This is a genomic window from Streptomyces sp. NPDC045470 (genome assembly GCF_040646595.1).
GTDB lineage: Bacteria > Actinomycetota > Actinomycetes > Streptomycetales > Streptomycetaceae > Streptomyces.
The window spans coordinates 65,883-87,796 of sequence record NZ_JBEZAN010000016.1 but is presented as its reverse complement, the minus strand read 5'-3'; the positions used below and the strand labels follow the sequence as shown (position 1 = coordinate 87,796).

Annotated in this window: 22 protein-coding genes; 13 read left to right on the top strand and 9 right to left on the bottom strand. The window is 72.1% G+C overall.

Annotated elements, in window-relative coordinates; genetic code table 11:
• Positions 1–558 precede the first annotated feature (558 nt).
• Together trpS and AB0A97_RS32295 are read left to right on the top strand one after the other, a co-directional pair.
• On the top strand, positions 559–1,569 hold the full coding sequence (trpS, locus tag AB0A97_RS32300; RefSeq protein ID WP_361156807.1) for a tryptophan--tRNA ligase: 1,011 nt from the start codon (positions 559–561) through the stop codon (positions 1,567–1,569).
• A gap of 151 nt (positions 1,570–1,720) precedes the next feature.
• Entirely contained in the window at positions 1,721–2,302 is a 582-nt protein-coding gene (locus AB0A97_RS32295; protein WP_361156594.1) for a 2'-5' RNA ligase family protein, read from the top strand.
• A gap of 76 nt (positions 2,303–2,378) precedes the next feature.
• On the opposite strand, the gene AB0A97_RS32290 is transcribed toward AB0A97_RS32295, so the two are convergent.
• Both AB0A97_RS32290 and AB0A97_RS32285 read right to left on the bottom strand, forming a co-directional pair.
• Positions 2,379–3,134: a decaprenylphospho-beta-D-erythro-pentofuranosid-2-ulose 2-reductase gene (locus tag AB0A97_RS32290; protein ID WP_361156591.1), complete on the bottom strand. Its 756-nt coding sequence runs from the start codon at positions 3,132–3,134 to the stop codon at positions 2,379–2,381.
• A gap of 47 nt (positions 3,135–3,181) precedes the next feature.
• Positions 3,182–4,582 carry an FAD-binding oxidoreductase gene (locus tag AB0A97_RS32285; protein WP_361156588.1) on the bottom strand — a complete coding sequence of 467 codons (1,401 nt, stop codon included), beginning with the start codon at positions 4,580–4,582 and terminating at the stop codon, positions 3,182–3,184.
• A gap of 240 nt (positions 4,583–4,822) precedes the next feature.
• Here AB0A97_RS32285 and AB0A97_RS32280 point away from each other — a divergent pair, with 240 nt between their 5' ends.
• From AB0A97_RS32280 to AB0A97_RS32265, 4 genes are read left to right on the top strand one after another with little or no spacing between them, the layout of a single operon-like run.
• Positions 4,823–5,422, top strand: a complete 600-nt coding sequence (locus tag AB0A97_RS32280) for a phosphatase PAP2 family protein (protein ID WP_361156804.1) — start codon at positions 4,823–4,825, stop codon at positions 5,420–5,422.
• Complete coding sequence (locus AB0A97_RS32275) at positions 5,419–6,399, top strand: decaprenyl-phosphate phosphoribosyltransferase (protein WP_361156585.1); 981 nt, start codon at positions 5,419–5,421, stop codon at positions 6,397–6,399. The genes AB0A97_RS32280 and AB0A97_RS32275 overlap by 4 nt, the downstream gene beginning before the upstream one ends.
• Positions 6,400–6,420: 21 nt before the next feature.
• Entirely contained in the window at positions 6,421–6,969 is a 549-nt protein-coding gene (locus tag AB0A97_RS32270; protein ID WP_361156582.1) for a GtrA family protein, read from the top strand.
• A 9-nt stretch (positions 6,970–6,978) separates the two neighbouring features.
• Positions 6,979–7,890, top strand: coding sequence for a YihY/virulence factor BrkB family protein (locus tag AB0A97_RS32265; RefSeq protein WP_361156579.1), 912 nt, complete (start codon positions 6,979–6,981; stop codon positions 7,888–7,890).
• Between the two features lie 42 nt (positions 7,891–7,932).
• On the opposite strand, the gene AB0A97_RS32260 is transcribed toward AB0A97_RS32265, so the two are convergent.
• Positions 7,933–9,336 carry a D-alanyl-D-alanine carboxypeptidase gene (locus AB0A97_RS32260; protein ID WP_361156575.1) on the bottom strand — a complete coding sequence of 468 codons (1,404 nt, stop codon included), beginning with the start codon at positions 9,334–9,336 and terminating at the stop codon, positions 7,933–7,935.
• Between AB0A97_RS32260 and AB0A97_RS32255 the strand changes: the two genes are divergently transcribed.
• On the top strand, positions 9,335–9,613 hold the full coding sequence (locus tag AB0A97_RS32255; RefSeq protein WP_361156572.1) for a hypothetical protein: 279 nt from the start codon (positions 9,335–9,337) through the stop codon (positions 9,611–9,613). The genes AB0A97_RS32260 and AB0A97_RS32255 overlap by 2 nt on opposite strands.
• 40 nt (positions 9,614–9,653) lie before the next feature.
• Here AB0A97_RS32255 and AB0A97_RS32250 read toward each other — a convergent pair whose 3' ends face one another.
• Complete coding sequence (locus AB0A97_RS32250; RefSeq protein WP_361156569.1) at positions 9,654–10,310, bottom strand: hypothetical protein; 657 nt, start codon at positions 10,308–10,310, stop codon at positions 9,654–9,656.
• A 275-nt stretch (positions 10,311–10,585) separates the two neighbouring features.
• Here AB0A97_RS32250 and AB0A97_RS32245 point away from each other — a divergent pair, with 275 nt between their 5' ends.
• The 4 genes from AB0A97_RS32245 (at position 10,586) to AB0A97_RS32230 (ending at position 14,335) form a co-directional block, all read left to right on the top strand.
• Complete coding sequence (locus tag AB0A97_RS32245; protein ID WP_361156566.1) at positions 10,586–10,897, top strand: hypothetical protein; 312 nt, start codon at positions 10,586–10,588, stop codon at positions 10,895–10,897.
• A gap of 90 nt (positions 10,898–10,987) precedes the next feature.
• Positions 10,988–12,490, top strand: coding sequence for a hypothetical protein (locus tag AB0A97_RS32240; protein ID WP_361156563.1), 1,503 nt, complete (start codon positions 10,988–10,990; stop codon positions 12,488–12,490).
• A gap of 105 nt (positions 12,491–12,595) precedes the next feature.
• Positions 12,596–13,765, top strand: coding sequence for a S8 family serine peptidase (locus tag AB0A97_RS32235; RefSeq protein ID WP_361156560.1), 1,170 nt, complete (start codon positions 12,596–12,598; stop codon positions 13,763–13,765).
• Between the two features lie 66 nt (positions 13,766–13,831).
• Entirely contained in the window at positions 13,832–14,335 is a 504-nt protein-coding gene (locus tag AB0A97_RS32230; RefSeq protein ID WP_361156557.1) for an FBP domain-containing protein, read from the top strand.
• A 102-nt stretch (positions 14,336–14,437) separates the two neighbouring features.
• On the opposite strand, the gene AB0A97_RS32225 is transcribed toward AB0A97_RS32230, so the two are convergent.
• From AB0A97_RS32225 to AB0A97_RS32215, 3 genes are all read right to left on the bottom strand, one after another.
• Positions 14,438–15,697 (bottom strand): alpha/beta hydrolase, encoded by a 1,260-nt coding sequence (locus AB0A97_RS32225; protein ID WP_361156554.1) that lies wholly within the window; start codon positions 15,695–15,697, stop codon positions 14,438–14,440.
• Positions 15,698–15,758: 61 nt separating this feature from the next.
• A complete protein-coding gene (locus AB0A97_RS32220; protein WP_361156551.1) occupies positions 15,759–16,601 on the bottom strand; it encodes a TetR family transcriptional regulator in 843 nt (280 codons plus the stop codon).
• 306 nt (positions 16,602–16,907) lie between these two features.
• On the bottom strand, positions 16,908–17,738 hold the full coding sequence (locus AB0A97_RS32215) for an alpha/beta hydrolase (protein ID WP_361156549.1): 831 nt from the start codon (positions 17,736–17,738) through the stop codon (positions 16,908–16,910).
• Between the two features lie 118 nt (positions 17,739–17,856).
• On the opposite strand from AB0A97_RS32215, the gene AB0A97_RS32210 reads away from it, so the two are divergent.
• Together AB0A97_RS32210 and AB0A97_RS32205 are read left to right on the top strand one after the other, a co-directional pair.
• The gene (locus AB0A97_RS32210) at positions 17,857–18,297 is read left to right on the top strand and encodes a MerR family transcriptional regulator (protein WP_361156546.1); all 441 of its coding nucleotides are present in this window, start codon (positions 17,857–17,859) and stop codon (positions 18,295–18,297) included.
• Positions 18,298–18,506: 209 nt separating this feature from the next.
• Positions 18,507–19,403 carry a hypothetical protein gene (locus AB0A97_RS32205; protein WP_361156543.1) on the top strand — a complete coding sequence of 299 codons (897 nt, stop codon included), beginning with the start codon at positions 18,507–18,509 and terminating at the stop codon, positions 19,401–19,403.
• On the opposite strand, the gene AB0A97_RS32200 is transcribed toward AB0A97_RS32205, so the two are convergent.
• Positions 19,387–20,160, bottom strand: a complete 774-nt coding sequence (locus AB0A97_RS32200) for a succinate dehydrogenase iron-sulfur subunit (RefSeq protein ID WP_361156541.1) — start codon at positions 20,158–20,160, stop codon at positions 19,387–19,389. The two genes, AB0A97_RS32205 and AB0A97_RS32200, sit on opposite strands and share 17 nt — an antisense overlap.
• Positions 20,160–21,914 (bottom strand): succinate dehydrogenase flavoprotein subunit, encoded by a 1,755-nt coding sequence (gene sdhA, locus AB0A97_RS32195; protein WP_361156538.1) that lies wholly within the window; start codon positions 21,912–21,914, stop codon positions 20,160–20,162. Before sdhA ends, AB0A97_RS32200 begins: the two co-directional genes overlap by 1 nt.

Genomic DNA, 21,914 nt, shown 5'->3' with positions numbered 1-21,914 from the left:
TGGGGACAGGTGGCCGGCGGGTGGCGGGTGACAGGTGGGCGGGCCCGGCGGCTGTACGCGGCCCGGCCGGGCATCCCGTGCGTCCGCCTGGGTAGCTCCGTGCGTCTGCCTCGGTACCTCCGTGCGCCTGCCCTGGTGCCTCCGGGGGCGCCCGGACACTTCCGTGCGTCCGCCCCGGTGCCTCCGCGTTCGCCCGGACGCCTCCGTGCGCTCGTCCTGGTGCCTCTGCGTTCGCCCGGACACTTCCGTGCGTCCGTCCTGGTGCCTCTGCGTTCGCCCGGGCACTTCTGTGCGCCTGCCCCGGTGCCTCTGCGTCCGCCCGGGCACCTCCTTGCGCCCGCCCCGGCGCCTCCGCGTCCGCCCGGGCACCTCCGTGCGCCCGCCCCGACATCTCCGTGCGCCCGCCCGGCACCGTCGTGCGCCCGACCGGTCACTACCGGTGCCCCCGCCGCTGCCCGGCCGCGCGCCGGTCCCCTCCCCGGACCTGAGACAATGCCTGTCATGGCTTCTGACTGCCCACCCGTCGCCCACCACCGCCCCGAGGGGACTGGCTCCGCCATGCAGCGTTTGCCGCGTGTACTCTCCGGAATTCAGCCCACGGCGGGCTCCTTCCACCTCGGCAACTACCTCGGCGCCGTCCGCCAGTGGGTGGCCCTGCAGGAGTCCCACGACGCCTTCTACATGGTGGTGGACCTGCACGCGATCACCGTGCCGCAGGACCCGGTGGCCCTTCGCGCGAACACCCGGCTGGCCGCCGCGCAGCTCCTGGCCGCCGGTCTCGACCCGGAGCGCTGCACCCTCTTCATCCAGAGCCATGTCCCCGAGCACGCCCAGCTCGCCTGGGTCATGAACTGCCTGACCGGCTTCGGTGAGGCCAGCCGGATGACGCAGTTCAAGGACAAGTCGGCCAAGCAGGGTGCCGACCGCACCAGCGTCGGCCTGTTCACGTACCCGATCCTGCAGATCGCCGACATCCTGCTCTACCAGGCCCACCAGGTCCCGGTGGGCGAGGACCAGCGCCAGCACATCGAGCTGACCCGCGACCTCGCCGAGCGGTTCAACGGCCGCTACGGCGACACCTTCACCGTCCCGGCGCCGTACATCCTCAAGGAGACCGGCAAGGTCTACGACCTCCAGGACCCGACGGTCAAGATGAGCAAGTCGGCGTCGTCGGTCAAGGGCATCATCAGCCTGCTGGACGAGCCCAAGACCTCCGCCAAGAAGATCAAGAGCGCGGTCACCGACACCGACACGGTGATCCGCTACGACGCCGAGGCGAAGCCGGGCGTCTCCAACCTGCTGACGATCTACTCCACCCTCACCGGCGAGTCCGTCGCCGACCTGGAGAAGAAGTACGAGGGCAAGATGTACGGCGCCCTCAAGACCGACCTCGCGGAGATCATGGTCGACTTCGTCACACCGTTCCGGGACCGTACGCAGGAATATCTCGACGACCCCGAGACGCTGGACTCGGTCCTGGCCAAGGGCGCCGAGAAGGCCCGCGCGGTGGCCGCCGAGACGCTGGCCTCGGCGTACGAGCGGATCGGGTTCCTGCCCGCCAAGCACTGACCGGCCAGGCCGGGGCCCGACGCGCCCCGGCCCGCCGCCGTACAGGGTCCTCGGGCCCGGGCACGGCGGGACCTAGGACGGTCGCCGCGGGGACGGCCCACCCGGCACACTGGCATCCGGGGCCGACGACAGCTTCAGGAGGGAGAACGCAGTGGGGACCGTTACGCTCGGCGTTTCGATCGCGGTCCCGGAGCCGTACGGCAGCTTCCTCCAGGAGCGGCGCGCGAGCTTCGGGGACCCGCACGCACACGGCATCCCCACCCACATCACCCTCCTGCCGCCCACCGAGGCCCGTACGGAGGACCTGCCCGCCATCGAGGAGCACCTCGCCGAGGTCGCCGCGGGCTTCGGCCCCTTCCGGCTCCGCCTGGAGGGCACGGACAGCTTCCGGCCGCTGTCGCCGGTGGTTTTCGTCAAGCTGGCCGAGGGCGAGGCGGAGTGCACCGCGCTCCAGGAACGGGTACGCGCCGCGTCCGGCCCCTGCGCCCGCGAACTGCAGTTCCCCTACCACCCGCACGTGACCGTCGCGCACGGCATCTCCGAAGAGGCCATGGACCGCGCGTTCGTGGCGCTGAAGGACTTCGAGGCCGCCTGGACGATCGGCGGCTTCGCCCTGTACGAGCAGGGGGAGGACGGCGTGTGGCGCCTGGAGCGGGAGTACCCGTTCGGCGCGCCCGCCTCCGGGGTGCCGCGGCAGGCGGATCTTTCGCGGCCGCCTACGCCCACGCGTTAGGCCGAGTGGCCGGCATCCCGGCTTGAACCGGCTGGCCGGCGTCCCGGCCCGTACCCGGTCGGCCGGCGTCCGGGCTTCATACCGGCAGTCGCCGGAACAGTGCCCTTGGCATATGCCGCAGTACGGTCATCACCGGCCGCAGCGTCCCCGGCACCCACACCACCTCGCTCCGCCGCCGCAGCCCCGCCTCGATCGCCCCGGCGACCGCCTGCGGCGTCGTGGCCAGCGGTGCGGGCTCCAGGCCCGCCGTCATCCGCGTCCGGACGAAACCGGGCCGTACCACCATCACGTGCACCCCCGTCCCGTACAGCGCGTCCCCCAGCCCCTGCGCGAACGCGTCCAGCCCGGCCTTGCTGGAGCCGTAGACGAAGTTCGAGCGCCGCGCCCGCTCGCCCGCCACCGAGGACAGCACGACCAGCGAACCGTGCCCCTGGACGCGCAGCGACCGGGCGCAGACGAGAGCCGCCGAGACGGCGCCGGTGTAGTTGGTCTGCGCGACCTGGACCGCCGTGGCCGGCTCGGCCTCCGCCCGCTCCTGGTCGCCCAGCACCCCGAAGGCCAGCAGCACCACATCGATGTCACCCTCGGCGAAGACCTTGCCCAGCGCCTCCTCGTGGCCGCCGGTGTCCAGCGCGTCGAACGCGACCGTACGGACCTCGGCGCCCAGCGCACGCAGCCGCCCGGCCGCCTCCTCCAGGGCGGGGGACGGACGGCCCGCCAGCCAGACCGTACGCGCGCGGCGGGCGACCAGACGGCGGGCGGTGGCGAGGGCGATCTCGGAGGTGCCGCCGAGGACCAGGAGGGACTGGGGGGAGCCGAAGGCGTCCTTCATGGGGAGTCCTTGGGAGTGGAGGGCGTACGGAGGACAGCCGGTGCCGGTCACAGCGCGAGGCGCCGCGAGAGGTCCGAGGTGAAGACGCCGCGCGGGTCGGTGTGCGCGCGGAGGGCGCGGAACGCGTCGGCCCGGGGGTACATGACGTCCACCAGCTCGGGCCGCAGCCGGGCGTCCTTGGCCAGGTAGACCCGGCCGCCCGCCGCCGCCACCGCCTCGTCCAGCTCGTCGAGGAAGGGGCCGAGGCCGGGCAGCCCGGCCGGGATGTCCAGGGCCAGCGTCCAGCCCTCGGACGGGAAGGACAGCCACCCCGGCCCACCCGCGCCGAAGCGCTTGAGCACCGCCAGGAACGACGGACACCCCCGCGCCGCGATCCGCTCCACGATGCGCCGCAGCGTCCCTTCCGCCCCGAGGCCGACCACGAACTGGTACTGCACGAAGCCGCCGCGCCCGTACACACGGTTCCAGTGCGGCACCCCGTCCAGCGGATGGAAGAACGCGGAGAGCTTCCGCAGCTCACCGGTCCGGCACCGGGGCGCCTTCCCGTACCAGAACGCGTTGAACAGGCCGACGGACCGGCGCCCGAGCAGCCCGTCCGGCAGGCCGCGCGGCGCCGGCGGCAGCCGCCCGGGACGGAAGGCGAGCGGCGCGCGGCGGGCCCGCGCCGGCAGGGCGTCCAGCGGGGCGTGGTCGCCGCGGGTCAGCACCGCGCGGCCGGTCGCCGCGCCGCGGGCGAGGAGGTCGATCCAGGCGACGGAGTAGCGGTAGCGGTGATCGGTGGCGGACAGCCGCGCCAGCAGGTCGTCCAGGTCCGCCGCGCGTTCGGTGTCCACCGTCATCAGCGACGTCCGTACGGGCAGCAGGGCGACCGTCGCGGCGAGGATCACCCCGGTCAGACCCATGCCGCCGGCGGTCGCGTCGAAAAGGGCGGTGCCCGGCCGCACCGTGCGCACCGCGCCGTCCGCCGTGAGGAGTTCGAAGGACCGTACGTGCCGGGTGAAGGATCCCGCGACGTGGTGGTTCTTGCCGTGGATGTCCGCGCCGATCGCGCCGCCGACCGTCACGTACCGGGTGCCCGGCGACACAGGCACGAACCAGCCCCGCGGCAGCAGCACCTCCATCAGCCGGTGCAGACTCACCCCCGCGTCGCACACCACCGTGCCCGCCTCGGTGTCGACGGCCCGGATCCGGTCCAGCCCGGTCATGTCCCAGACGACGCCGCCCGCGTTCTGCGCCGCGTCCCCGTACGCGCGCCCGAGCCCCCGGGCGATGCCGCCGCGCGCCCCGCACGCCCGCACCGCCGCCGCGGCCTCGTCGTACGAGCCCGGGCGGACCAGCCGGGCGGTGGTGGGGGCGGTACGGCCCCAGCCGGTGACGGAGCTGGTGACGGAGGCGGTGGCGGTATCGGAGGCGGTGCGGGAGCCGGGCGGGCCGGCGGGCGACGACATGCCAGCGACCGTAATGCGGCACTCGCACCGATCCGGGTATCCGCCCCGGCCGCACGAAAAGAGTGATTAACGAGGTGGATGGGCTAATCGCGACGGCGCGGCGCGCGGCGCCCCGGAAGAGTCGGACGCGGAGCCCCCAAGGGCTTGAGGGACAGGCGCCGGGCGGACCCCACGAAGCGGGCGGTCCGCCCGGGAGCCGGCACGAACCGGATCGAGGTGACCCCGCTGTCTCCCGAAGAGATGGATCACCGCCTGCTCGTGGCGCTGCGCACCCGGGGAACCGACCCGCGGGTGGCCGCCGTGGCCCGCGCCCTCTCGCACGGCGGCGAGCACGGAGCGCTCTGGCTCGCCGCCGGGCTGGCGGGCGCCGCGGCCGACCGGTCCCGGCGCCCCGCCTGGCTCCGCGGCACGGCCCTGAGCTGCGGCGCCCACCTGCTGAGCGCCGGCCTCAAGCGCGTCGTACGCCGCCCGCGCCCCCTGCTGCCCGGCCACGCCCCCCTCGTACGGACCGCGAGCCCGCACTCCTTCCCCAGCGCCCACGCCGCCTCCGCCACCGCTGCCGCCGTGGCCCTGGGCGCACTGTGGCCGGTGGGCACGTCCCTGCCTGCCCCGCCCGTCCTGCCTCTCCTGGCCGCGGCGGTGTGCCTGTCCCGGCTGGTGGTGGGCGTGCACTACCCGTCGGACGTGGCGGCGGGCGTGGTACTGGGCGCGCTCACGGCGCGGGTGGGGGGCGGGCGCGCGCGGGGCGTGCGTGAGAGGCGGGCGCGGGGCGTGCGCGGGGCGCGGATGCAGAGCATGGGTTGGGCGCCGCCGGGAAGCATGCGCTGGGGGCAACCGTGACCGAACGTTCCGCCGCCGTCCTGGAGGAACCACCGCCCGGCCCCGGAGCGGCCACCCCCGCGCAACCCGGCCTCCGCCCCCGCGCACTCGCCCTCCCCCTGGGCCTGCTGCGCACCGCCCGCCCACGCCAGTGGGTCAAGAACGTCCTGGTGGCCGCCGCCCCGGCGGCCGCCGGAGACCTCTTCCTCCACCGGACCCTCCTGCAACTCCCGCTCCTCTTCCTCCTCTTCACCGCCGCCGCGTCCGCCGTCTACCTCGTCAACGACGCACGCGACGCCACGGCCGACCGCGCCCACCCCGACAAGTGCCGCCGCCCGGTCGCCGCGGGCGAGGTGCCCGTACCCGTCGCCTACGCGGCCGGCGCCCTGCTCGCCGTCCTCGCCCCGGTCGCCGCCGCCGTCCTGTGCAACCCCGCCACCGCCGCCCTGCTCGCGGCCTACCTCCTCATGCAGCTCGCCTACTGCGTCAGCCTGAAGAACGTCCTGGTCGTCGACCTCGCCGTGGTCACCACCGGCTTCCTGCTGCGCGCCATGACCGGCGGCCCCGCGCTCGGCATCCCGCTGTCCCGCTGGTTCCTGATCACCGCGGGCTTCGGCGCGCTGTTCATGGTCGCCGCCAAGCGCTACTCCGAGGCGGTCCGGGCAGCGCGGGAGGAGCGGGCGGACAGGGGCGCGACCCGGCCCCTGCTGCGCGAGTACAGCGACGGCTATCTGCGCTTCGTGTGGCAGCTCGCGGCGGGCGGCGCCGTCCTCGCGTACTGCCTGTGGGCGCTGGAGAGCGGCGGCACGTCCGCGGGCGTCCTGCCGTGGCGCCAGCTCTCCATGGTCCCGTTCATCCTCGCCGTACTGCGCTACGCGGTCTTCGCCGACCGGGGCACCGCGGGCACCCCGGAGGACGTCGTCCTGCGGGACCGCCCGCTGGCCGTCATCGGGCTGGCCTGGACCGGGCTGTACGCGATGGCCGTCGCGGACGTGTGAACGGACGAGCGGCGCACCGCCATGCCCCGGAGCCCCACCCGCCACAGCACCCCGGACCGCCCGCCGCCGGCCCACCGCTTCCGGGCCCTCGCCCCCGAACTGCTCGGCTTCGCGCTGGCCGGGAGCATCGCGTACGCCGCCGACCTGGCCCTGTTCGTCTGGCTGCGGGGCCCGGCCGGACTGGACCCGTTCACCGCCAAGTCCCTGTCGTTCCTGGCGGGCTGCACCGTCGCGTACGCCGGGAACGCCGTCGGCACGTACCGCGCCCGCACCCGCCCGGCACCACCCCCGTACGGCGGCCCCGGCGCCCGCACCCCCGCCCCCGTCCGTCTCCGCCGCTACGCCGTCTTCCTCGCCGTCAACCTCGCCGGCGCCCTCGTGCAGCTCACCTGCCTCGGGGTCTCGCACCATGTCCTCGGCCTGACCTCGGCGACCGCCGACACCGTCTCGGGCGCGGGTGTCGGCATGGCGCTGGCGACATGCCTGCGTTTCTGGGGTACGCGGACGCTAGTCTTCCGCCACGCGGGCGACATACCTGTACAGATGGTGTCGAAGGCTGATGAAGGGTAGGCGGGGCCCATGGAATGGTTGAGCAAGCTGCCGGTCGTCGGCCCGGCCGTGTCCTGGCTGATGACCACACACCTGTGGCGGGCGTACGAACGCATGCAACGCGTCCACTGGACCCGGCTGGCCGCCGCGATCACCTTCACCAGCTTCGTGGCGCTCTTCCCGCTGCTGACGGTGGCCGCCGCGATCGGCGCCGCACTGCTCAGCGAGCAGCAGTTGCACGACGTCCAGTCGAAGATCGCCGAGCAGATCCCCGGCATCTCCGGACAGCTCGACCTCGGCGCCCTCGTCGACAACGCCGGCACCGTCGGCGTGATCGCCGGTGTCGCCCTGCTCTTCACCGGCGCCGGCTGGGTCGAGTCGCTGCGCGACTGCCTGCGCGCCGTCTGGGAGAAGGACGACGAGGACACCAACTTCTTCGTCGCCAAGCTCAAGGACATCGCCCTGCTCCTCGGCCTCGGCGGCACCGCCCTGGCTTCCCTGGTCTGCTCCGGCTTCGCCAGCGCGGCGGTCGGCAGGGCGGCGAAGGCCCTCGGCCTGGCGGAAGGCGGCATCGGCAGCGTCCTGCTGTCCGCCGTCGGCTTCTGCATCGCCGTACTCGCCGACTTCCTGCTGCTGGCCTACGTCCTGACCAGGCTCCCCGGTGTCCACCCGCCCCGCCGCGCCGTCGTCGTCGCCGGCTTCATCGGCGCCGTCGGCTTCGAACTCCTCAAACTGCTGCTCAGCGGCTACCTCCAGGGTGTCGCCGCCAAGAGCATGTACGGCGCCTTCGGCACACCGATCGCCCTGCTCCTGTGGATCAACTTCACGGCCAAACTGGTGGTCTTCTGCGCCTCCTGGACCGCGACCCAGCGCTGCGACCCGGAGTCGTCACGCAAGTCACTGGACTGCGACGAGGAGGCCGCCGAACCGCGCCACGGCTAGAGCCGGCCCCGCGCCGCACCGGAGCCGGCCCTCGCTGGGCAGCTAGTGCTTGCCCCCGCGCCGCCGCATCAGCTCCGGAAGGGGCCAGCGGCGGTGCACCAGCAGCGCCAGGCCGCCCAGCACCACCAGCGCTCCGCCGGTGATCGCCAGCGCGGTCCACGCGCCGCCGGAGCCGCCGGAGGTGTCCTCCAGCCCGGCCCGCGTCCGGTCGCCGTCCAGCTTGGCGCCGCCCGTCCGCGCGTCGCCCTCCTCGCTCCGGGGGCCGACCAGCCGGCCGACCGGCTCGACCTGGTCCGCCGCCGCGAACCCCCAGTCGAAGAGCTTGGCCGTCTCCTTGTACGCCTCGTTGTGTTCCTTCTTCTCCGGGTTCATGACGGTGACCAGCAGCTTGCGCTCGCCACGCTGGGCGACCCCGGTGAAGGTCGAGCCGGCGTTGGTGGTGTAGCCGTTCTTCACCCCCGCGATGCCCGGGTACGGCTTGACGTCGTAGTCCCCGCTGAGCAGCCGGTTGGTGTTCTGGATGCCGAACGTCCCGCGCTTGCCGTCCTTGACCTCGCCCGGGAACTGCGTGCTGACCGTGGAGCAGTACTCCCGGAAGTCCGCGTTCTGCAGCCCCGCGCGGGCGAACAGACTCAGGTCGTACGCGCTGGAGACCTGCCCCGGAGCGTCGTAGCCGTCCGGCGTCACCACATGCGTGTCCGTCGCGTTCAGCGCCTCGGCCTGCTTCTGCATTTCCTGAACGGTCTTGGCCGTACCACCGTTCATCGCCGACAGGGTGTGCACAGCATCATTCCCCGAGCGCAGAAAGACCCCCAGCCAAAGGTCATGAACGGTATAACTCAAATTCTCCTTTATCCCCACCAGGCTGCTGCCGGCGCCCATGCCCGCCAGGTCGGCCGGCTTGACCGTGTACTTCTGGTCCTTGGGGAACTTCGGCAGCACCGTGTCGGCGAACAGCATCTTCAGCGTGCTGGCCGGCGGTAGCTGCCAGTGCGCGTTGTGCGAGGCCAGCACCTTGCCGCTCTCGGCGTCCGAGACGATCCAGGAACGGGCCGTGATGTCGTCCGGCAGCTTCGGCGCCCCCGGCTTGAGCTGCACCTGCGTACCGGCCTGGCCCAGCCGGCCACCGCCGACCTTCGACATCTCGGCGGGCGGCACCGGCGCCTTCGGCGCGTGCTGCCCGCCCTTGCCGTCCTTCGGCTTCTCGTCGGCGTGCGCGGGCGCGGCGAGCAGCAGCGGCGGCAGCAGGACGGCGGTGCCGGCCAGGGCGGCGCCCGTACGGGTGAGCACCCGGCGCCGTACGGGCGCGGCGGTGATCGGATGAACGGCAGAGGAGGTCGGCACGTCGGTGAACGTACCCGTCGGTGCGGACGCCCCGGACACCACCCCACGGAAGAGTGCCCCCGCCGACCGCCGGATGGAGCCGCTGCCCATACTGGATTCCATGAAGCTCTCGCGCCCCGTCTCCTGGTTCCTGCTCGCGTTCGGGGTATGGAGCTGGTTCATCTGGATCACTTTCGCCAAAAACCTCTGGAAGGACGGGAGCGGCCTCGCCTTCGACGACGCGGGTGACCCGACCGCCTACTTCTGGGTGCACCTCGCGCTCGCGGTGACGTCCTTTCTCTTGGGGACGGCAATCGGAGTGATCGGGTTCCGCAGCGTCCGCGCCCTGAACAGGCCCACCCCCGGCCCCTCCACCGAGACCACCGGCACGACCCGCTGATCCCGGCGCGCGCAGGGGCCGGCGACCTGGAAGCCGTGCGCTACATCACACCTGATGCCCAGTAGAGGACGGCTTGCGCGTAGGCGAGCTCTTTGCCGAGACGCTTGCTGTCCCAGTCGTACACCGAGTTGTACGTCGTGAAACGCAGAACCCGGCGGCCTCCCAAGACCGCCGACCTGCCCCGCCACGCGATGCGCTTGGGCATGCCCCACATCCAGGTGCTCGGCCCGCCGCCGTCGTGCAGCAGCCCCACCACCGTGAGTACCGGTAGCAAGGGGATCGTCCCCCAAAAGGTGACCCAGCCCCGCAACGCGCCCTTGTAGCCGACCGCCACAGGACCGCCCGCCTGGGGCCGTATGCGCCACGCCTGACGCACCCCGCACGGTGAACGCCCGTGCGCCACACATCCGACGAACCCTCCGTCGGAACCGTGGACGGCGTACTCCTTCTCCTTCCGCTGCCCGTCACCGGCGAGCGGCCGGCTGACCGTGCAGATGACCTGCCCCGTCCCGGAGGGACACGCGAGGAGGAACTCCGGCCCCGGGCCGTGTGCCCCCACGTCCCGGTAGACCCGCGCCAGTACCGTTATGTTGTCGAATGTGCCGGATTGCAGCACTCCCCATGCCTCGTAGCCGGGTGGTGGGGCGAAATCTCGCGACTCCTCGGTCTGCGAAACGTGAAAAACGGTCCGGGACACGGTGCTCCTTCGTCACGGTCAGGCGGTCCGCAGCCGACGGGACTGCCCGGGCATTCTGCCCGGGAAGCGCAGGTGCCGTTCCTTCCGGCAGGTGTGCGGGGCCTCGGGCCGGAGCGGAGCGTCGCAAGATGGGCACAGAAGGGCTTACGATCTTGCGTTTGCGTCTCACAACTCCCTAGCATTGACTGTCTTTACGTTGCTCTTAACCGTATGGACTCGACAGCGAGGAGCGACGGTGACGAGCGGCACACACGGGGCGAACGGGGAGAGTAGTCGTGGGTGAGCAGTACAAGGTAGACCTGCACGAACTGGACAACGTCGTGCGGCAGCTCAAGAGGCTGCAGGCCGACATGGACGAACCCAGCCAGAAGGTCAAGTACAGCACGACCATCCCGAAGTCGGCCTTCGGCAGCAACTTCATCGAGGCTTCCGACCTCTCCTCCGCACATGACGACATGCAGGACTACATGGCGCAGACCGTCAAGGCGCTCCAGGACCTGATCCGCGACTTCGGCGACAAGACGGAGCGCAGCAGAGGCGCGTACGAGGACCAGGAGCACAACACCAAGGTCTCGATGAACGGCTGAGGTGCTCCGGTGGGGCGGAGAACGGCGCCGGCGTCCGTGCCGGGCAGTGCCGTGGTGGTGAGTGAGGAATGACGACGAAGGGGGGCCGGCGTGGTTGACGCCCGGCAGGAGTACGAGAGCGCCAAGGCGATGGAGCGGCAGCGGAAGGCGGAGGAGAGGGACGAGCGGCTGAAGTCGTTCAAGAACCACCGCGTCGTTCGCGCCTCTGACTCCGACTTCCACCACCACGGGATCGACGCGCTGCGCGCGATGATCGAGAACGCCGATCCCGACGCCATCGAGACGTCCGGCAAGCACTGGCGGGCGTCCGCCGACCGACTGGCCGGCGAGGACGGCCGCGGCGGCATCCGCAAGGCGTTCATGGAGGCCGTCGATCACGCCACGGCCCACTGGACGGGCAAGGCCGCCGACGCGTTCCGGCGCGAGGCGCGCCAGGTCCTGGAGAAGATCGACCGGACGTACGGGCACTCCCGCAACGTCGAGCAGACCCTGATCGGCACCCGCGCGAGCGGTGAGCAGGCCGGCGTCGCCCACAACCTCCGTGAGGCGAAGAAGGCCATGTCGAAGATCAAGGACCCGGGGTTCTGGGACAAGGTGGGGGACGAGAAGGGTGACGACTCCCAGTTCCACAAGGACATGGCCGACCCGAAGATGGACGCCAAGATGGCGCTCGAACTCAATCGGGACAACCTCTCCCTGAGCAAGGAGCGCCAGGTCGAGGCGGTCATCGTCATGGAGGAGCTGGCGGCCAACTACCGGGCCCGCAGCGACTTCAACCCCGGCGAACGCACTCCGCCGGGAGGCGGCGGCGACTGGCCCTCGCCCCCGGCCCAGACGACAGCGCCGCCCCCGGTGAACATGCCGACGCCGGGCGGTACACGGCCCCGCCCGACCACCGTGACCCCCGGCGCGTCTCGGGTTCCGGGCGGCTCCGCCGTGCCTCCCGGCCTGCGGAGCCCCAACGTCAAGCCGACCTCGCCGCCGCCGGTGCGTACGGGCCTGGACGGACTGCAGAAGGGCGTACCCGGCCCCGGTGGTCCCGGCCTGCTGGACCGGCCCGGCGGCGGGCCCGGCATCGGTGGCGGTAAGACACCGAAGGAGCAGCAGCTGCCCGGCATCCCGGGCCTCCCCGGGGGAATGCCGCCCGGCGGCGGCACCGGGGGTGTCCGTGGTGCCGGACGCACGGGGATGCCGTCCGGTGGGACAGTCGGCGGCCCTGGAGCCAAGGGCGGTGGGCGCGCCGGAGTGCCCGGCATGCCCGGTGGCGGAGCGGGTGGCGCCGGCGCGGCCGGCCGTGGCGGCGCGGTACGAGGCGGCGTGCAGGCCCGGACACCCGGTGGTGTGGCCGGCCAGCCGGGCGGTCCGACGGGCGGTGCCAAGCAGGGTGGTTCCGGGCTGCACCGCAGCCGGGGAGGCACCCAGGCCGCACGTCCCGACCAGCGCGGCAATGGCATGGGCATGGCCGGAGCCCCCGGGGCGCGTGGCAAGGGTGAGGACAAGGAGCGCAACACCAGCAAGCGCCCCGACTACCTCGTCGAGGACGAGGAGACGTGGACCCCGCAGCGTAATGTGGCGCCACGCGTGATCGAGTAGAGAATCTGGCCCACGGGCCCTGGCACGGACGGTCGCCCCGCCTCCTCGGCGGGGCGTTCGTCCGGGCGGTGCCGGACCGCACGGAACGCACACGAGGAGCGAAGCATGAGGGTCACACGGACACTGCGCGCCGGTACGGGCGTGGCGCTGACCGGAGCGCTGCTCCTGGCTGCGGGCGGCACGGCACAGGCGGACCAGGTCCGCAGCAAGCAGTGGCCGCTGGAGGCGTTCGGTGCCAAGGACATCTGGAAGCAGGCCACCGGCAAGGGCGTCACGGTCGCGCTCATCGAGACCGGCGTGCGCACCAGCCACCAGGACCTCACCGGACAGTTCGTGCCCGGGAAGGACTTCACCCAGGGCGTCGACGGCTCCGAGGTGCTCAAGCCCGGCCAGGACATCCGCGACCACGGTACGGCCATGGCGGGCATCATCGCCGGGCACGGTCACGGCGCGGGCGGAGCCCAGGGAGTCAAGGGCCTGGCGCCGGGCGCGAAGATCATGCCGCTGACCGCGTACAAGAACGAGTCGTCGGCGACCCGGTACGCCGCCGACCACGGCGCCGACATCATCAACATGTCCTACGGCGTCACCCGCGACGCGGACACCTGCGAATCGATTCGCTACGCCCTGGACAAGGGCGTCATCGTCGTCGCGGGTGTCGGCAACGACGGGGCTGCCAAGAAGAACTACCCGGCAGCCTGCCCCGGGGTCATCGGCGTCGGCGCGGTGGACGAGTACGGCGAAGTGTGGACGCGCAGCAACTACAACGACACCGTCGACCTGCTCGCCCCCGGAGTGGACATGTCCCTTGCCCAGGGCAAGAGCGACTCGGCGTACACCACGAACGACGGCACCTCGTCGGCCACCGCCTACGTGTCCGCCGCCGTTGCCCTCCTCCGGGAGAAGTTCCCCGACCTCACACCTGGCCAGATCGCCAACCGCCTGGTGAAGACGGCGGGCTTGGCCAAGCCGGAGAAGGCCAAGAACCTCAAGCTGCCCGACGCGCACTACGGCTACGGGTTCATCCAGCCTGCCGCAGCTCTGACCCGCGACATTCCCGCAGGGCCCGCCCAAGGCCCGCTGGACATGCCGCAGGGCAAGGCAGCCCAGCCCGCGGCCGGTGCCGGCCAGGGGCAGGAGGCCGCCTCTGCCACCGACTCGAAGAGCAAGTGGATGGTCATCGGCGGCGCCGCGCTGGCGCTGGTCGTGGTCGCCGGGGTCATTGTCGCGGTGGTGGTTTCCCGTCGCCGCGGCCGTTCGCAGGCTTGGAGCTGACCCCCCGGAGCCACCCGGCAAAAATCGAGCGACGCCCCGCGCGGTCGACTGTTAGTTTCACCAGTCATGGATCCGTTGGGTGAAAAAGAGATACGTGCCTCCTTCGTCAACTGTTCGAAGGGGGAGGCGAGCCGCATCAATCTGCCGGTGGGGCTTTCCGGAATGCCGTGGGGAGATCTGGATTTCCTCGGGTGGCGGGACCCCGGGGCGCCGGACCGGAGTTATCTGGTGGCGCCTCGGGAGGGTGGCGTCGTCGGGGTGACGCTGCGGGTGCCGCAAGGAGTGCGGCGGAGTTTCACCAAGACGACCGTGTGTTCGTTGTGTGTCACCGGGCATCCCGGGTCCGGGGTGAGCCTGCTCGCCGCGCGGAAGGCCGGGCCGCTGGGGCGGCAGGGGAATACCGTCGGGGCTTATGTCTGCGCGGACCTGGCGTGTTCGCTGTACGTCCGGGGAAAGAAGAAGTCCCAGCTGGCCGGGCGGCATGAGGAGACGTTGCCGGTGGCGGACCGTATTGCTCGGCTGGTGACGAATCTCGACGCGTTTGTGGAGAAGGTTTTCGAGGTGGAGTAGGGGGAGTGGGGGAGTGGGGGAGTAAGGGGGGCGGGGGAGTGGGGGAATTGCGGTGGGGCGGGGACCGGGGCGCATGGGGGTGCGGCCCGGTCCCGTGGGTGGTCAAGGGGCCTGGAAGGTGACCTCGGGGGTGGCGGGGTTCGGGGCGTTCAGGAGGGGGCGCGGGATGCCGTGGAGGTGCTGGTCGAAGAAAGCGCTCACGTAGCTGCGGGTGAGGTCGCTGCCGCGCAGGCCGGGCACTGTTCCCGGGGGCGTGGGGAGGCCCGCCTGCTGGGCGAGGGCCGGGAGGTCGGTGAAGGTGAGGTGGGTGGCGCCGGTCACGGTCAGCCAGCGCTTCCAGCCGTTGAGGCGGGACCAGGTCGTGTCCCAGGTCTCGTCCGCACCGGGGCGGCTCGTCGCCTGGTCGCCGAACAGCAGGAAGGGGCGCCCGTTCAGGCCCTGCTTCGGTACGGGGGCTGACACGGTGCCGTCCAGGTTCGCGCCGGCGCGTATCCGGGTGTCGCCCGCCATGGCGGTGGTGGTGGCGGCGCCCCCGATGGAGTGGCCTGCCATGCCGACGCGCTTCGGGTCGATGAGGCCGCTGCGCTTCCAGGCCGTGTGGTGGCCGGGCAGGACGCGGTCGAGGAGGAAGCTGATGTCCTTGGCGCGGCTGCGGGCGACGTCGGCCATGAAGGCTGCCCCCGCGTCCGGGGACGGTATCGCGTCCAGCTTCGCGCAGGCGGTGCAGGGCAGGGTGCGTGCGCCGGGGAAGGCCGTGTCGGCTTCGTAGGCGTGGTCGACGAGCGCCACGACGTCGCCGCGGCTGGTCAGTTCCTCGGCGAGCACGCTGAGTGTGGCACGGTTCAGGCCGAAGCCGGGGGAGAGTACGACCAAGGGGTGCTTGCCGGCGGCCGGGCGCGCACCGGTGCGCGCGTGCGTGCGGGTCTTGCTGAGCACCTCGGGCGGGAAAACCTCGGCTTGCGGCGGAAGCTGACCGGCCTGCCGCTGACGCTCCAAGAACGTCGTGGCCTCCGCCGTGGTCATGTACGGGGCCGGGCGGCCGGTGCCGGTACGGGCCGGGTAGTACAGGGAGACCATCAGCTCGCGCCCGTGGGCGGACGGCTCCCAGGGGTCCTCGCGGCCGCGGTCCACCAGGTGGAGACTGTCCCGTCCGATCGCGTACGGGCCGGTGGGGCGCGGGAGGGACAGGGACAGCGGGCGGGGGAGGGCCGGGGGGTCGGTGGGTACGGCGGCCGGCGCGGTGGTCGCGACGTTCGCGGTGGCGGCAGGGCTCGTCGCCGACGCGATGCCCGCCGTGACGAGCGGCAGCGGCAGGGTGAGCGCGAGCAGCGCGGCTACGGCGCCGCGTCGGATGTGGATCATGACCACACCGTACGGGGAGGAGCCGGCGGCACGGGGCCGAGGCACCGGCCGGCGGTACGGGTCAGTCGTGTCCGGCCGGCGGGTGCTTCGCGTCCTCGCGGGAGGCGGGGCGGGCCGCGGCACCCGCTGCCGCCGGGAGGACGAACTCGCTCAATACGTCCGTGACTTCGCGCACCAGCGGCCGCAGTACCCGGAAGCGGGACGCGGCGACCGCACGGGCGACCAGGGGGGAGGTGCGCTCGACGAGGCGGCGGCTGCGCTCGCAGTTCTCCGAGCGGTCGTGCACCCAGTACAGGACCAGCCCCATCTGCTGAAGCCACAGCAACTGTGGCAACTGCTCCGCCAGTTCCGGGTCGGCCTTGGTCCCGGCGCCGGCCAGCACCTGCCGCTGCAGCGCGATGGCGGCCTCACGCGGCCCTTCGGAGGCGTCCGAGAAGGGGCTGAGCGGGCTGTCCGGGTCGGCGGCGTTCTTGAAGAACTGGGCAGCGAAGCGGTGGTACGGCGCGGCGATGTCGAGCCAGGTGAGCAGCACGCCGCGCAGCCGTCCCGCCAGGTCCCGCTCGGTCGCCAGGACGTCGGCGACGGCGGCCGCGTGCTCGGTGGCGATGCGGTCGTAGAAGCCCTGGATCAGGTGTTCCTTGGAGGCGAAGTAGTAGTACGCGTTGCCGACCGAGACACCGGCCTCCTGGGCGATGGCCCGCATGGTGGTCTTGTCGTAGCCGCGCTCCTGGAAGAGGCGGAGGGCGGTTTCGAGGATGAGGGTTCGGGTGCGGGAGCCGTGGGGGGTGCGCTCGCGGGCGGGTTCCGCGGCGTTGGCGGGCCCCGCGCCCTGGGCCGGGCCGCCGTCGTCCGTCACGTCCCGCGCCCCGTCCCCGTCCGTATCCGCCCGCGTCGCTTCATCCACGGCACCGACCTTAATGCGCCCCCGGCCCGCCCACGGTTTCCGCCCCTGCCCGTCTCCGGCACTGGTCACGGGCGCCGTTTGTGCCCGTCTCCGGCACCGGCTACGGGCGCCGCTCCTGCCCGTCTCCGGCACTGGTCACGGATGCCGCTCCTGCCCGCCCCCGGCCCGCCCACGGTTTCCGCCCCTCCCCGCCCCCGGCACCGGCCACAGACGCCGCCCCCTCGCCCCTCCCCGCCCCCGGATTCCCCCCGCCCCCGGCCGGACGCCCGAGCCGGCCGGTCCCCTCGGGCTCCTGTCCGCACCCGCCTACAGCCCCCGTTCTGCCAAGAACTTCACGATCAGCCCTTCCCACTCCTCCGGCCGCTCCGCCATCGGCACGTGCCCGGTGGCGATCTCCACGTACTCGGCGCCGGGTATGTGATCGGCCAGGTAACGGGAGTGGGAGGGGTGGATCAGCTGGTCCCGCGTGGTGGCGATGACCAGGGTGGGGACGGTGATGCCGGCCAGGTCGCCGGTGGTGTCGACCTCCTTGACCAGTGCGGCCTGCTCGGCCGAACCGGCGGGCGGGCCGTCGGGGCTGGCGTCGAGGACGGCGGCCAGTTCGGCGGGCGGCAGGGTGTTCAGGGCTTCGGGGGAGAGGCCGCTGAGCGCGCGGGCCTGCGCGAAGCCCGCGTAGTCGCCGCGGTCCAGCAGGCGCAGCCACAGGTCGAGCCAGATGTCCGTACGGCGGTCGGGTTTGGCGAGTCCGGCGGTCAGTACGAGGCCGCGTACGCGCTCGGGGTGGCGTGCGGCGGCCCGTACGGACACCGCCGTACCGAGGGAGAAGCCGATCAGGGTGAACGTCTCGACGCCCGCCGCGACGGCCTCGGCCACGACGGCGTCGGCGAGGGCGTCGAGTTCCAGGGGGCCGTCGGCGCGCGGCGTGTCGCCGGAGCCGGGGTAGTCGGGCGCGACGACGGTGTGGCCGGTGGCGGCCAGCGCGGGGACGAGCCCGGCGTAGTTGCCCTCGATGCTGCCGGTGGCGCCGTGGGCGAGCAGGATGCCGTGGGCGGCGGGGCCGGTGCCCTCGTCGGCGGGGGTGACGGTGGTGGACAGGGCGGGAAGGCGCGGTGCGGTGGCCGTGGGAATCTTCGTCATGCGCACCAGGTTGACCCTTGACACCGGTGTCAAGGTCAAGTCGCAGGTCGGAAGGCCAAGCCGCCGGTTCGAAGATCAAGCCGCCGGTTCGAGTCCGGTCGCACAGGGGAGGCAGTCGATGGCACGGTCGGGGGAGCGCGCGGTCCGCGCGGCGGGGGACGGTCTGCGGATCGGTGAGCTGGCCGAGCGCACGGGGGCCAGCGCCCGTTCACTGCGCTATTACGAGCAACAGGGCCTGCTGCGCGCGGACCGGGACGCCAACGGCTACCGCCGCTACGGCCCCGACGCGCCGGAGACCGTGGCGCGGATCCGCGAACTGCTCGCCACCGGCCTGAGCACGGACGCCATACGGGAGCTGCTGCCGTGCGCCCAGGGCGGTCCCGGGCTGGTCTTCTGCGACCGCTCGTGCGGGGTGGTGGAGCGGCAGATGGTGAAGCTGGACGCGGAGATCGCCGAACTGGCGCGCAAACGGGAGGCGTTGGCGGCGTACGCGCATGTGATGCGCCGACGCCGGGACCAGGACCGGGCGTTGGCGGCCGTGGCGCTGCGCTCGGCTTGACGTCGCGGCGTCGTGCCGTGGCAGGTCCGTCCCGGGCCATGTCAGACGCGCCGCCGTGACCTGCGCAAATGTCTTCTCATTCATTTTTCATTGAACAAATCCACGGCCGATGGCGTGAACGGGTTGCGGAATGCGGCCCACGGGTCGGATCCTCGGGTGCACCGCTGTTCGGGGGAACAGCGGTGTGCTCACGGTATCGGGGGATCGTTGTGTTACGTGTCCACTTCACGACGCAGGATCTGCGCCGGACGCGGATCGCCGAGGGGGCCGACCCCCTGTGGGAGACCGTCCTGAGCCTGCACCGCCTGCGCGAGAGCCGTACCGAACCGGCCCTGGCCGCCTGGCGGCAGCACGCCGCGCGGCACGGCCCCGGACCGCTGCGGATGCTGCTGCCGCTGGTCCCGCCGCGCGGCTACTTTCCCGACTTCCTCACCCCGGCGGCCGGTTCGGCCGGTGTGGAGCCGGGCCTGGAGGCCGTCATGACGACGCCCCGGCGCCGGCTGCGCGGCGAGATCGGACTGCTGGCGGGGCAGACGTACCGGCCGGGACACGGCCAGCACGCCGCCCCGCCGTCCTGGATGCGCTCCCTGGCCGACGGCGAACCGGCCGCGTTGCGCGCCCTCGCCCGCAGTCTGCGCACGTACCACCACACCGCCCTCGGACCGGGCTGGCCGCTGATCGGGCAGCGTGTCGAGGCCGACCGTACGCTGCGGCTGCACGCGCTGCGCCAGGACGGCGCCGAGGCGATGCTGCGGACGTTCGGGCCGGAGATGCGCTGGCGGCGGCCGGTCCTGGAGGTCATCTATCCGCGCGACGGGGACCTGCGCCTGGAGGGGCGCGGCCTGCTGCTCGTGCCGTCGTACTTCTGCACCCGTCCGGTGACCTTCGTCGACACCGAGCTGCCGCCGGTCCTCGTCTACCCCGCCGCACCGCCGGTACGGGCGGCGGAGTCCGGGCGCGCTGCGCAGGCCGGGGCCGGTCGTGCCGAAGGGCTCCGCCTCCGGACGTACGGGAGCGGAGCCCTTCGCGGGTTCCAGACCCGGTTCGGGTCGCTGACCGGAACCAGGTGCCAGGGGGTGTACCCCGGGGTCAGAAGCGACGCGTGATCAGCGCGCGCTTGACCTCCTGGATCGCCTTGGTGACCTCGATACCGCGCGGGCAGGCGTCCGTGCAGTTGAAGGTCGTACGGCAGCGCCAGACGCCGTCCTTGTCGTTGAGGATTTCGAGCCGCTGCTCGCCGCCCTCGTCCCGGCTGTCGAAGATGAAGCGGTGCGCGTTGACGATCGCCGCCGGGCCGAAGTACTGGCCGTCGTTCCAGAACACCGGGCACGAGGACGTGCACGCGGCGCACAGGATGCACTTGGTGGTGTCGTCGAAGCGCTCGCGGTCCTCGGCGGACTGCAGGCGCTCGCGCGTCGGCTGGTTGCCGGTGGTGATCAGGAACGGCATCACGTCCCGGTACGCCTGGAAGAACGGCTCCATGTCCACCACGAGGTCCTTGAGGACCGTCAGGCCCTTGATGGCCTCGACCGTGATGGGCTTCTCCGGGTTGATGTCCTTCAGCAGCGTCTTGCACGCCAGGCGGTTCTTGCCGTTGATCCGCATCGCGTCGGAGCCGCAGATGCCGTGCGCGCAGGAACGGCGGAAGGTCAGCGTGCCGTCCTGCTCCCACTTGACCTTGTGGAGGGCGTCCAGGACGCGCTCCTTCGGGTCCATCTCCAGCTGGAAGTCCTGCCAGCTCGCGTCCTCGGAGACCTCCGGGTTGAACCGGCGGATCCGCAGCGTGATGGTGATCGTGTGCGAGGCGCCGTCCTCGGCCGCGTCCAGGGCCTTGGAGTGCTTTTCGAGGGTGGAGGTGCTCATCAGTACTTACGCTCCATCGGCTGGTAGCGGGTCTGGACGACCGGCTTGTAGTCGAGGCGGATCGACTCGGAGCCGTCTGCCGCCACCTCGCGGTACGCCATGGTGTGCCGCATGAAGTTGACGTCGTCGCGGTTGGGGTAGTCCTCGCGGTAGTGACCGCCGCGGGACTCCTTGCGGGCCAGCGCGGACACGGCCATCACCTCGGCCAGGTCGAGCAGGTTGCCCAGCTCGACGGCCTCCAGCAGGTCGGTGTTGAACCGCTTGCCCTTGTCCTGGATGGACACGTTCAGGTAGCGCTCGCGCAGCTCGCCGATCTTCTCGACCGCGGTCTTGATCGTCTGCTCGGTGCGGAACACCATCACGTTGGCGTCCATGGTCTCCTGGAGCTCCTTGCGGATCTCGGTGACCCGCTCGTTGCCCGAGGCGGAGCGCAGCCGCTCGACCTGGTCCTGGACCATCTTCGCCGGGTCCTCCGGCAGCTCGACGAAGTCGGCGGTGGCCGCGTACTCCGCCGCCGCGATGCCCGCCCGGCGGCCGAAGACGTTGATGTCCAGCAGCGAGTTGGTGCCCAGGCGGTTGGCGCCGTGCACGGACACGCAGGCGACCTCGCCGGCGGCGTACAGGCCCGGGACGACGGTGGTGTTGTCGGCCAGCACCTCGCCCTCGACGTTGGTCGGGATGCCGCCCATCGCGTAGTGCGCGGTCGGCTGGATCGGGATCGGGTCCGTGTAGGGCTCGATGCCGAGGTAGGTGCGCGCGAACTCGGTGATGTCGGGCAGCTTGGCGTCCAGCTGCTCCGGCGGCAGGTGGGTCAGGTCCAGGTAGACGTGGTCGCCCTCGGGACCGCAGCCGCGGCCCTCGCGGATCTCCGTGTAGATGGAGCGCGAGACGACGTCACGCGAGGCGAGGTCCTTCATGACCGGCGCGTACTTCTCCATGAAGCGCTCGCCGTCCTTGTTGCGGAGGATGCCGCCCTCACCACGGGCGCCCTCCGTCAGCAGGATGCCCATCCGCCAGATGCCGGTCGGGTGGAACTGGAAGAACTCCATGTCCTCCAGCGGCAGCCCGCGCCGGTACGCGGCGGCCTGGCCGTCACCGGTCAGGGTGTGCGCGTTGGAGGTGACCTTGAAGAACTTGCCGGTGCCGCCGGACGCGAAGATCACGGCCTTCGCCTGGAAGACGTGGATCTCGCCGGTGGCCAGCTCGTACGCGACGACACCGGCCGACTTCTTCACGCCGTCTACGTCCTGGAGCAGCAGGTCCAGGACGTAGAACTCGTTGAAGAACTCCACGCCCTCCTTGACGCAGTTCTGGTACAGCGTCTGGAGGATCATGTGGCCGGTGCGGTCCGAGGCGTAGCAGGACCGGCGGACCGGGGCCTCACCGTGGTTACGGGAGTGACCGCCGAAGCGGCGCTGGTCGATGGTGCCGTTCGGGGTGCGGTTGAACGGCAGGCCCATCCGCTCCAGGTCCAGCACCGAGTCGATGGCCTCCTTCGCCAGGATCTCGGCGGCGTCCTGGTCGACCAGGTAGTCGCCGCCCTTGATCGTGTCGAAGGTGTGCCACTCCCAGTTGTCCTCCTCGACGTTGGCCAGGGCGGCGGCCATGCCGCCCTGCGCCGCGCCGGTGTGGGAGCGGGTGGGGTACAGCTTCGTCAGTACCGCGGTGCGGCTGCGCTTGGTGGCCTCGATGGCCGCGCGCATGCCCGCGCCACCGGCGCCGACGATGACCGTGTCGTACTTGTGGATCTTCAT

What these genes read in the sequence shown, in the direction of transcription:
- AB0A97_RS32285 (WP_361156588.1), bottom strand. Translation starts at nt 4,582, where the DNA reads ATGTCGTCGCCCGCCGGCCCGCCCGGCTCCCGCACCGCCTCCGATACC.
- AB0A97_RS32255 (WP_361156572.1), top strand. Translation starts at nt 9,335, where the DNA reads ATGAAGCTCTCGCGCCCCGTCTCCTGGTTCCTGCTCGCGTTCGGGGTA.
- AB0A97_RS32280 (WP_361156804.1), top strand. Translation starts at nt 4,823, where the DNA reads ATGGATCACCGCCTGCTCGTGGCGCTGCGCACCCGGGGAACCGACCCG.
- AB0A97_RS32270 (WP_361156582.1), top strand. Translation starts at nt 6,421, where the DNA reads ATGCCCCGGAGCCCCACCCGCCACAGCACCCCGGACCGCCCGCCGCCG.
- AB0A97_RS32265 (WP_361156579.1), top strand. Translation starts at nt 6,979, where the DNA reads ATGGAATGGTTGAGCAAGCTGCCGGTCGTCGGCCCGGCCGTGTCCTGG.
- AB0A97_RS32235 (WP_361156560.1), top strand. Translation starts at nt 12,596, where the DNA reads ATGAGGGTCACACGGACACTGCGCGCCGGTACGGGCGTGGCGCTGACC.
- sdhA (WP_361156538.1), bottom strand. Translation starts at nt 21,914, where the DNA reads ATGAAGATCCACAAGTACGACACGGTCATCGTCGGCGCCGGTGGCGCG.
- AB0A97_RS32225 (WP_361156554.1), bottom strand. Translation starts at nt 15,697, where the DNA reads ATGATCCACATCCGACGCGGCGCCGTAGCCGCGCTGCTCGCGCTCACC.
- AB0A97_RS32290 (WP_361156591.1), bottom strand. Translation starts at nt 3,134, where the DNA reads ATGAAGGACGCCTTCGGCTCCCCCCAGTCCCTCCTGGTCCTCGGCGGC.
- AB0A97_RS32210 (WP_361156546.1), top strand. Translation starts at nt 17,857, where the DNA reads ATGGCACGGTCGGGGGAGCGCGCGGTCCGCGCGGCGGGGGACGGTCTG.
- AB0A97_RS32215 (WP_361156549.1), bottom strand. Translation starts at nt 17,738, where the DNA reads ATGACGAAGATTCCCACGGCCACCGCACCGCGCCTTCCCGCCCTGTCC.
- AB0A97_RS32200 (WP_361156541.1), bottom strand. Translation starts at nt 20,160, where the DNA reads ATGAGCACCTCCACCCTCGAAAAGCACTCCAAGGCCCTGGACGCGGCC.
- trpS (WP_361156807.1), top strand. Translation starts at nt 559, where the DNA reads ATGCAGCGTTTGCCGCGTGTACTCTCCGGAATTCAGCCCACGGCGGGC.
- AB0A97_RS32230 (WP_361156557.1), top strand. Translation starts at nt 13,832, where the DNA reads ATGGATCCGTTGGGTGAAAAAGAGATACGTGCCTCCTTCGTCAACTGT.
- AB0A97_RS32260 (WP_361156575.1), bottom strand. Translation starts at nt 9,336, where the DNA reads ATGGAATCCAGTATGGGCAGCGGCTCCATCCGGCGGTCGGCGGGGGCA.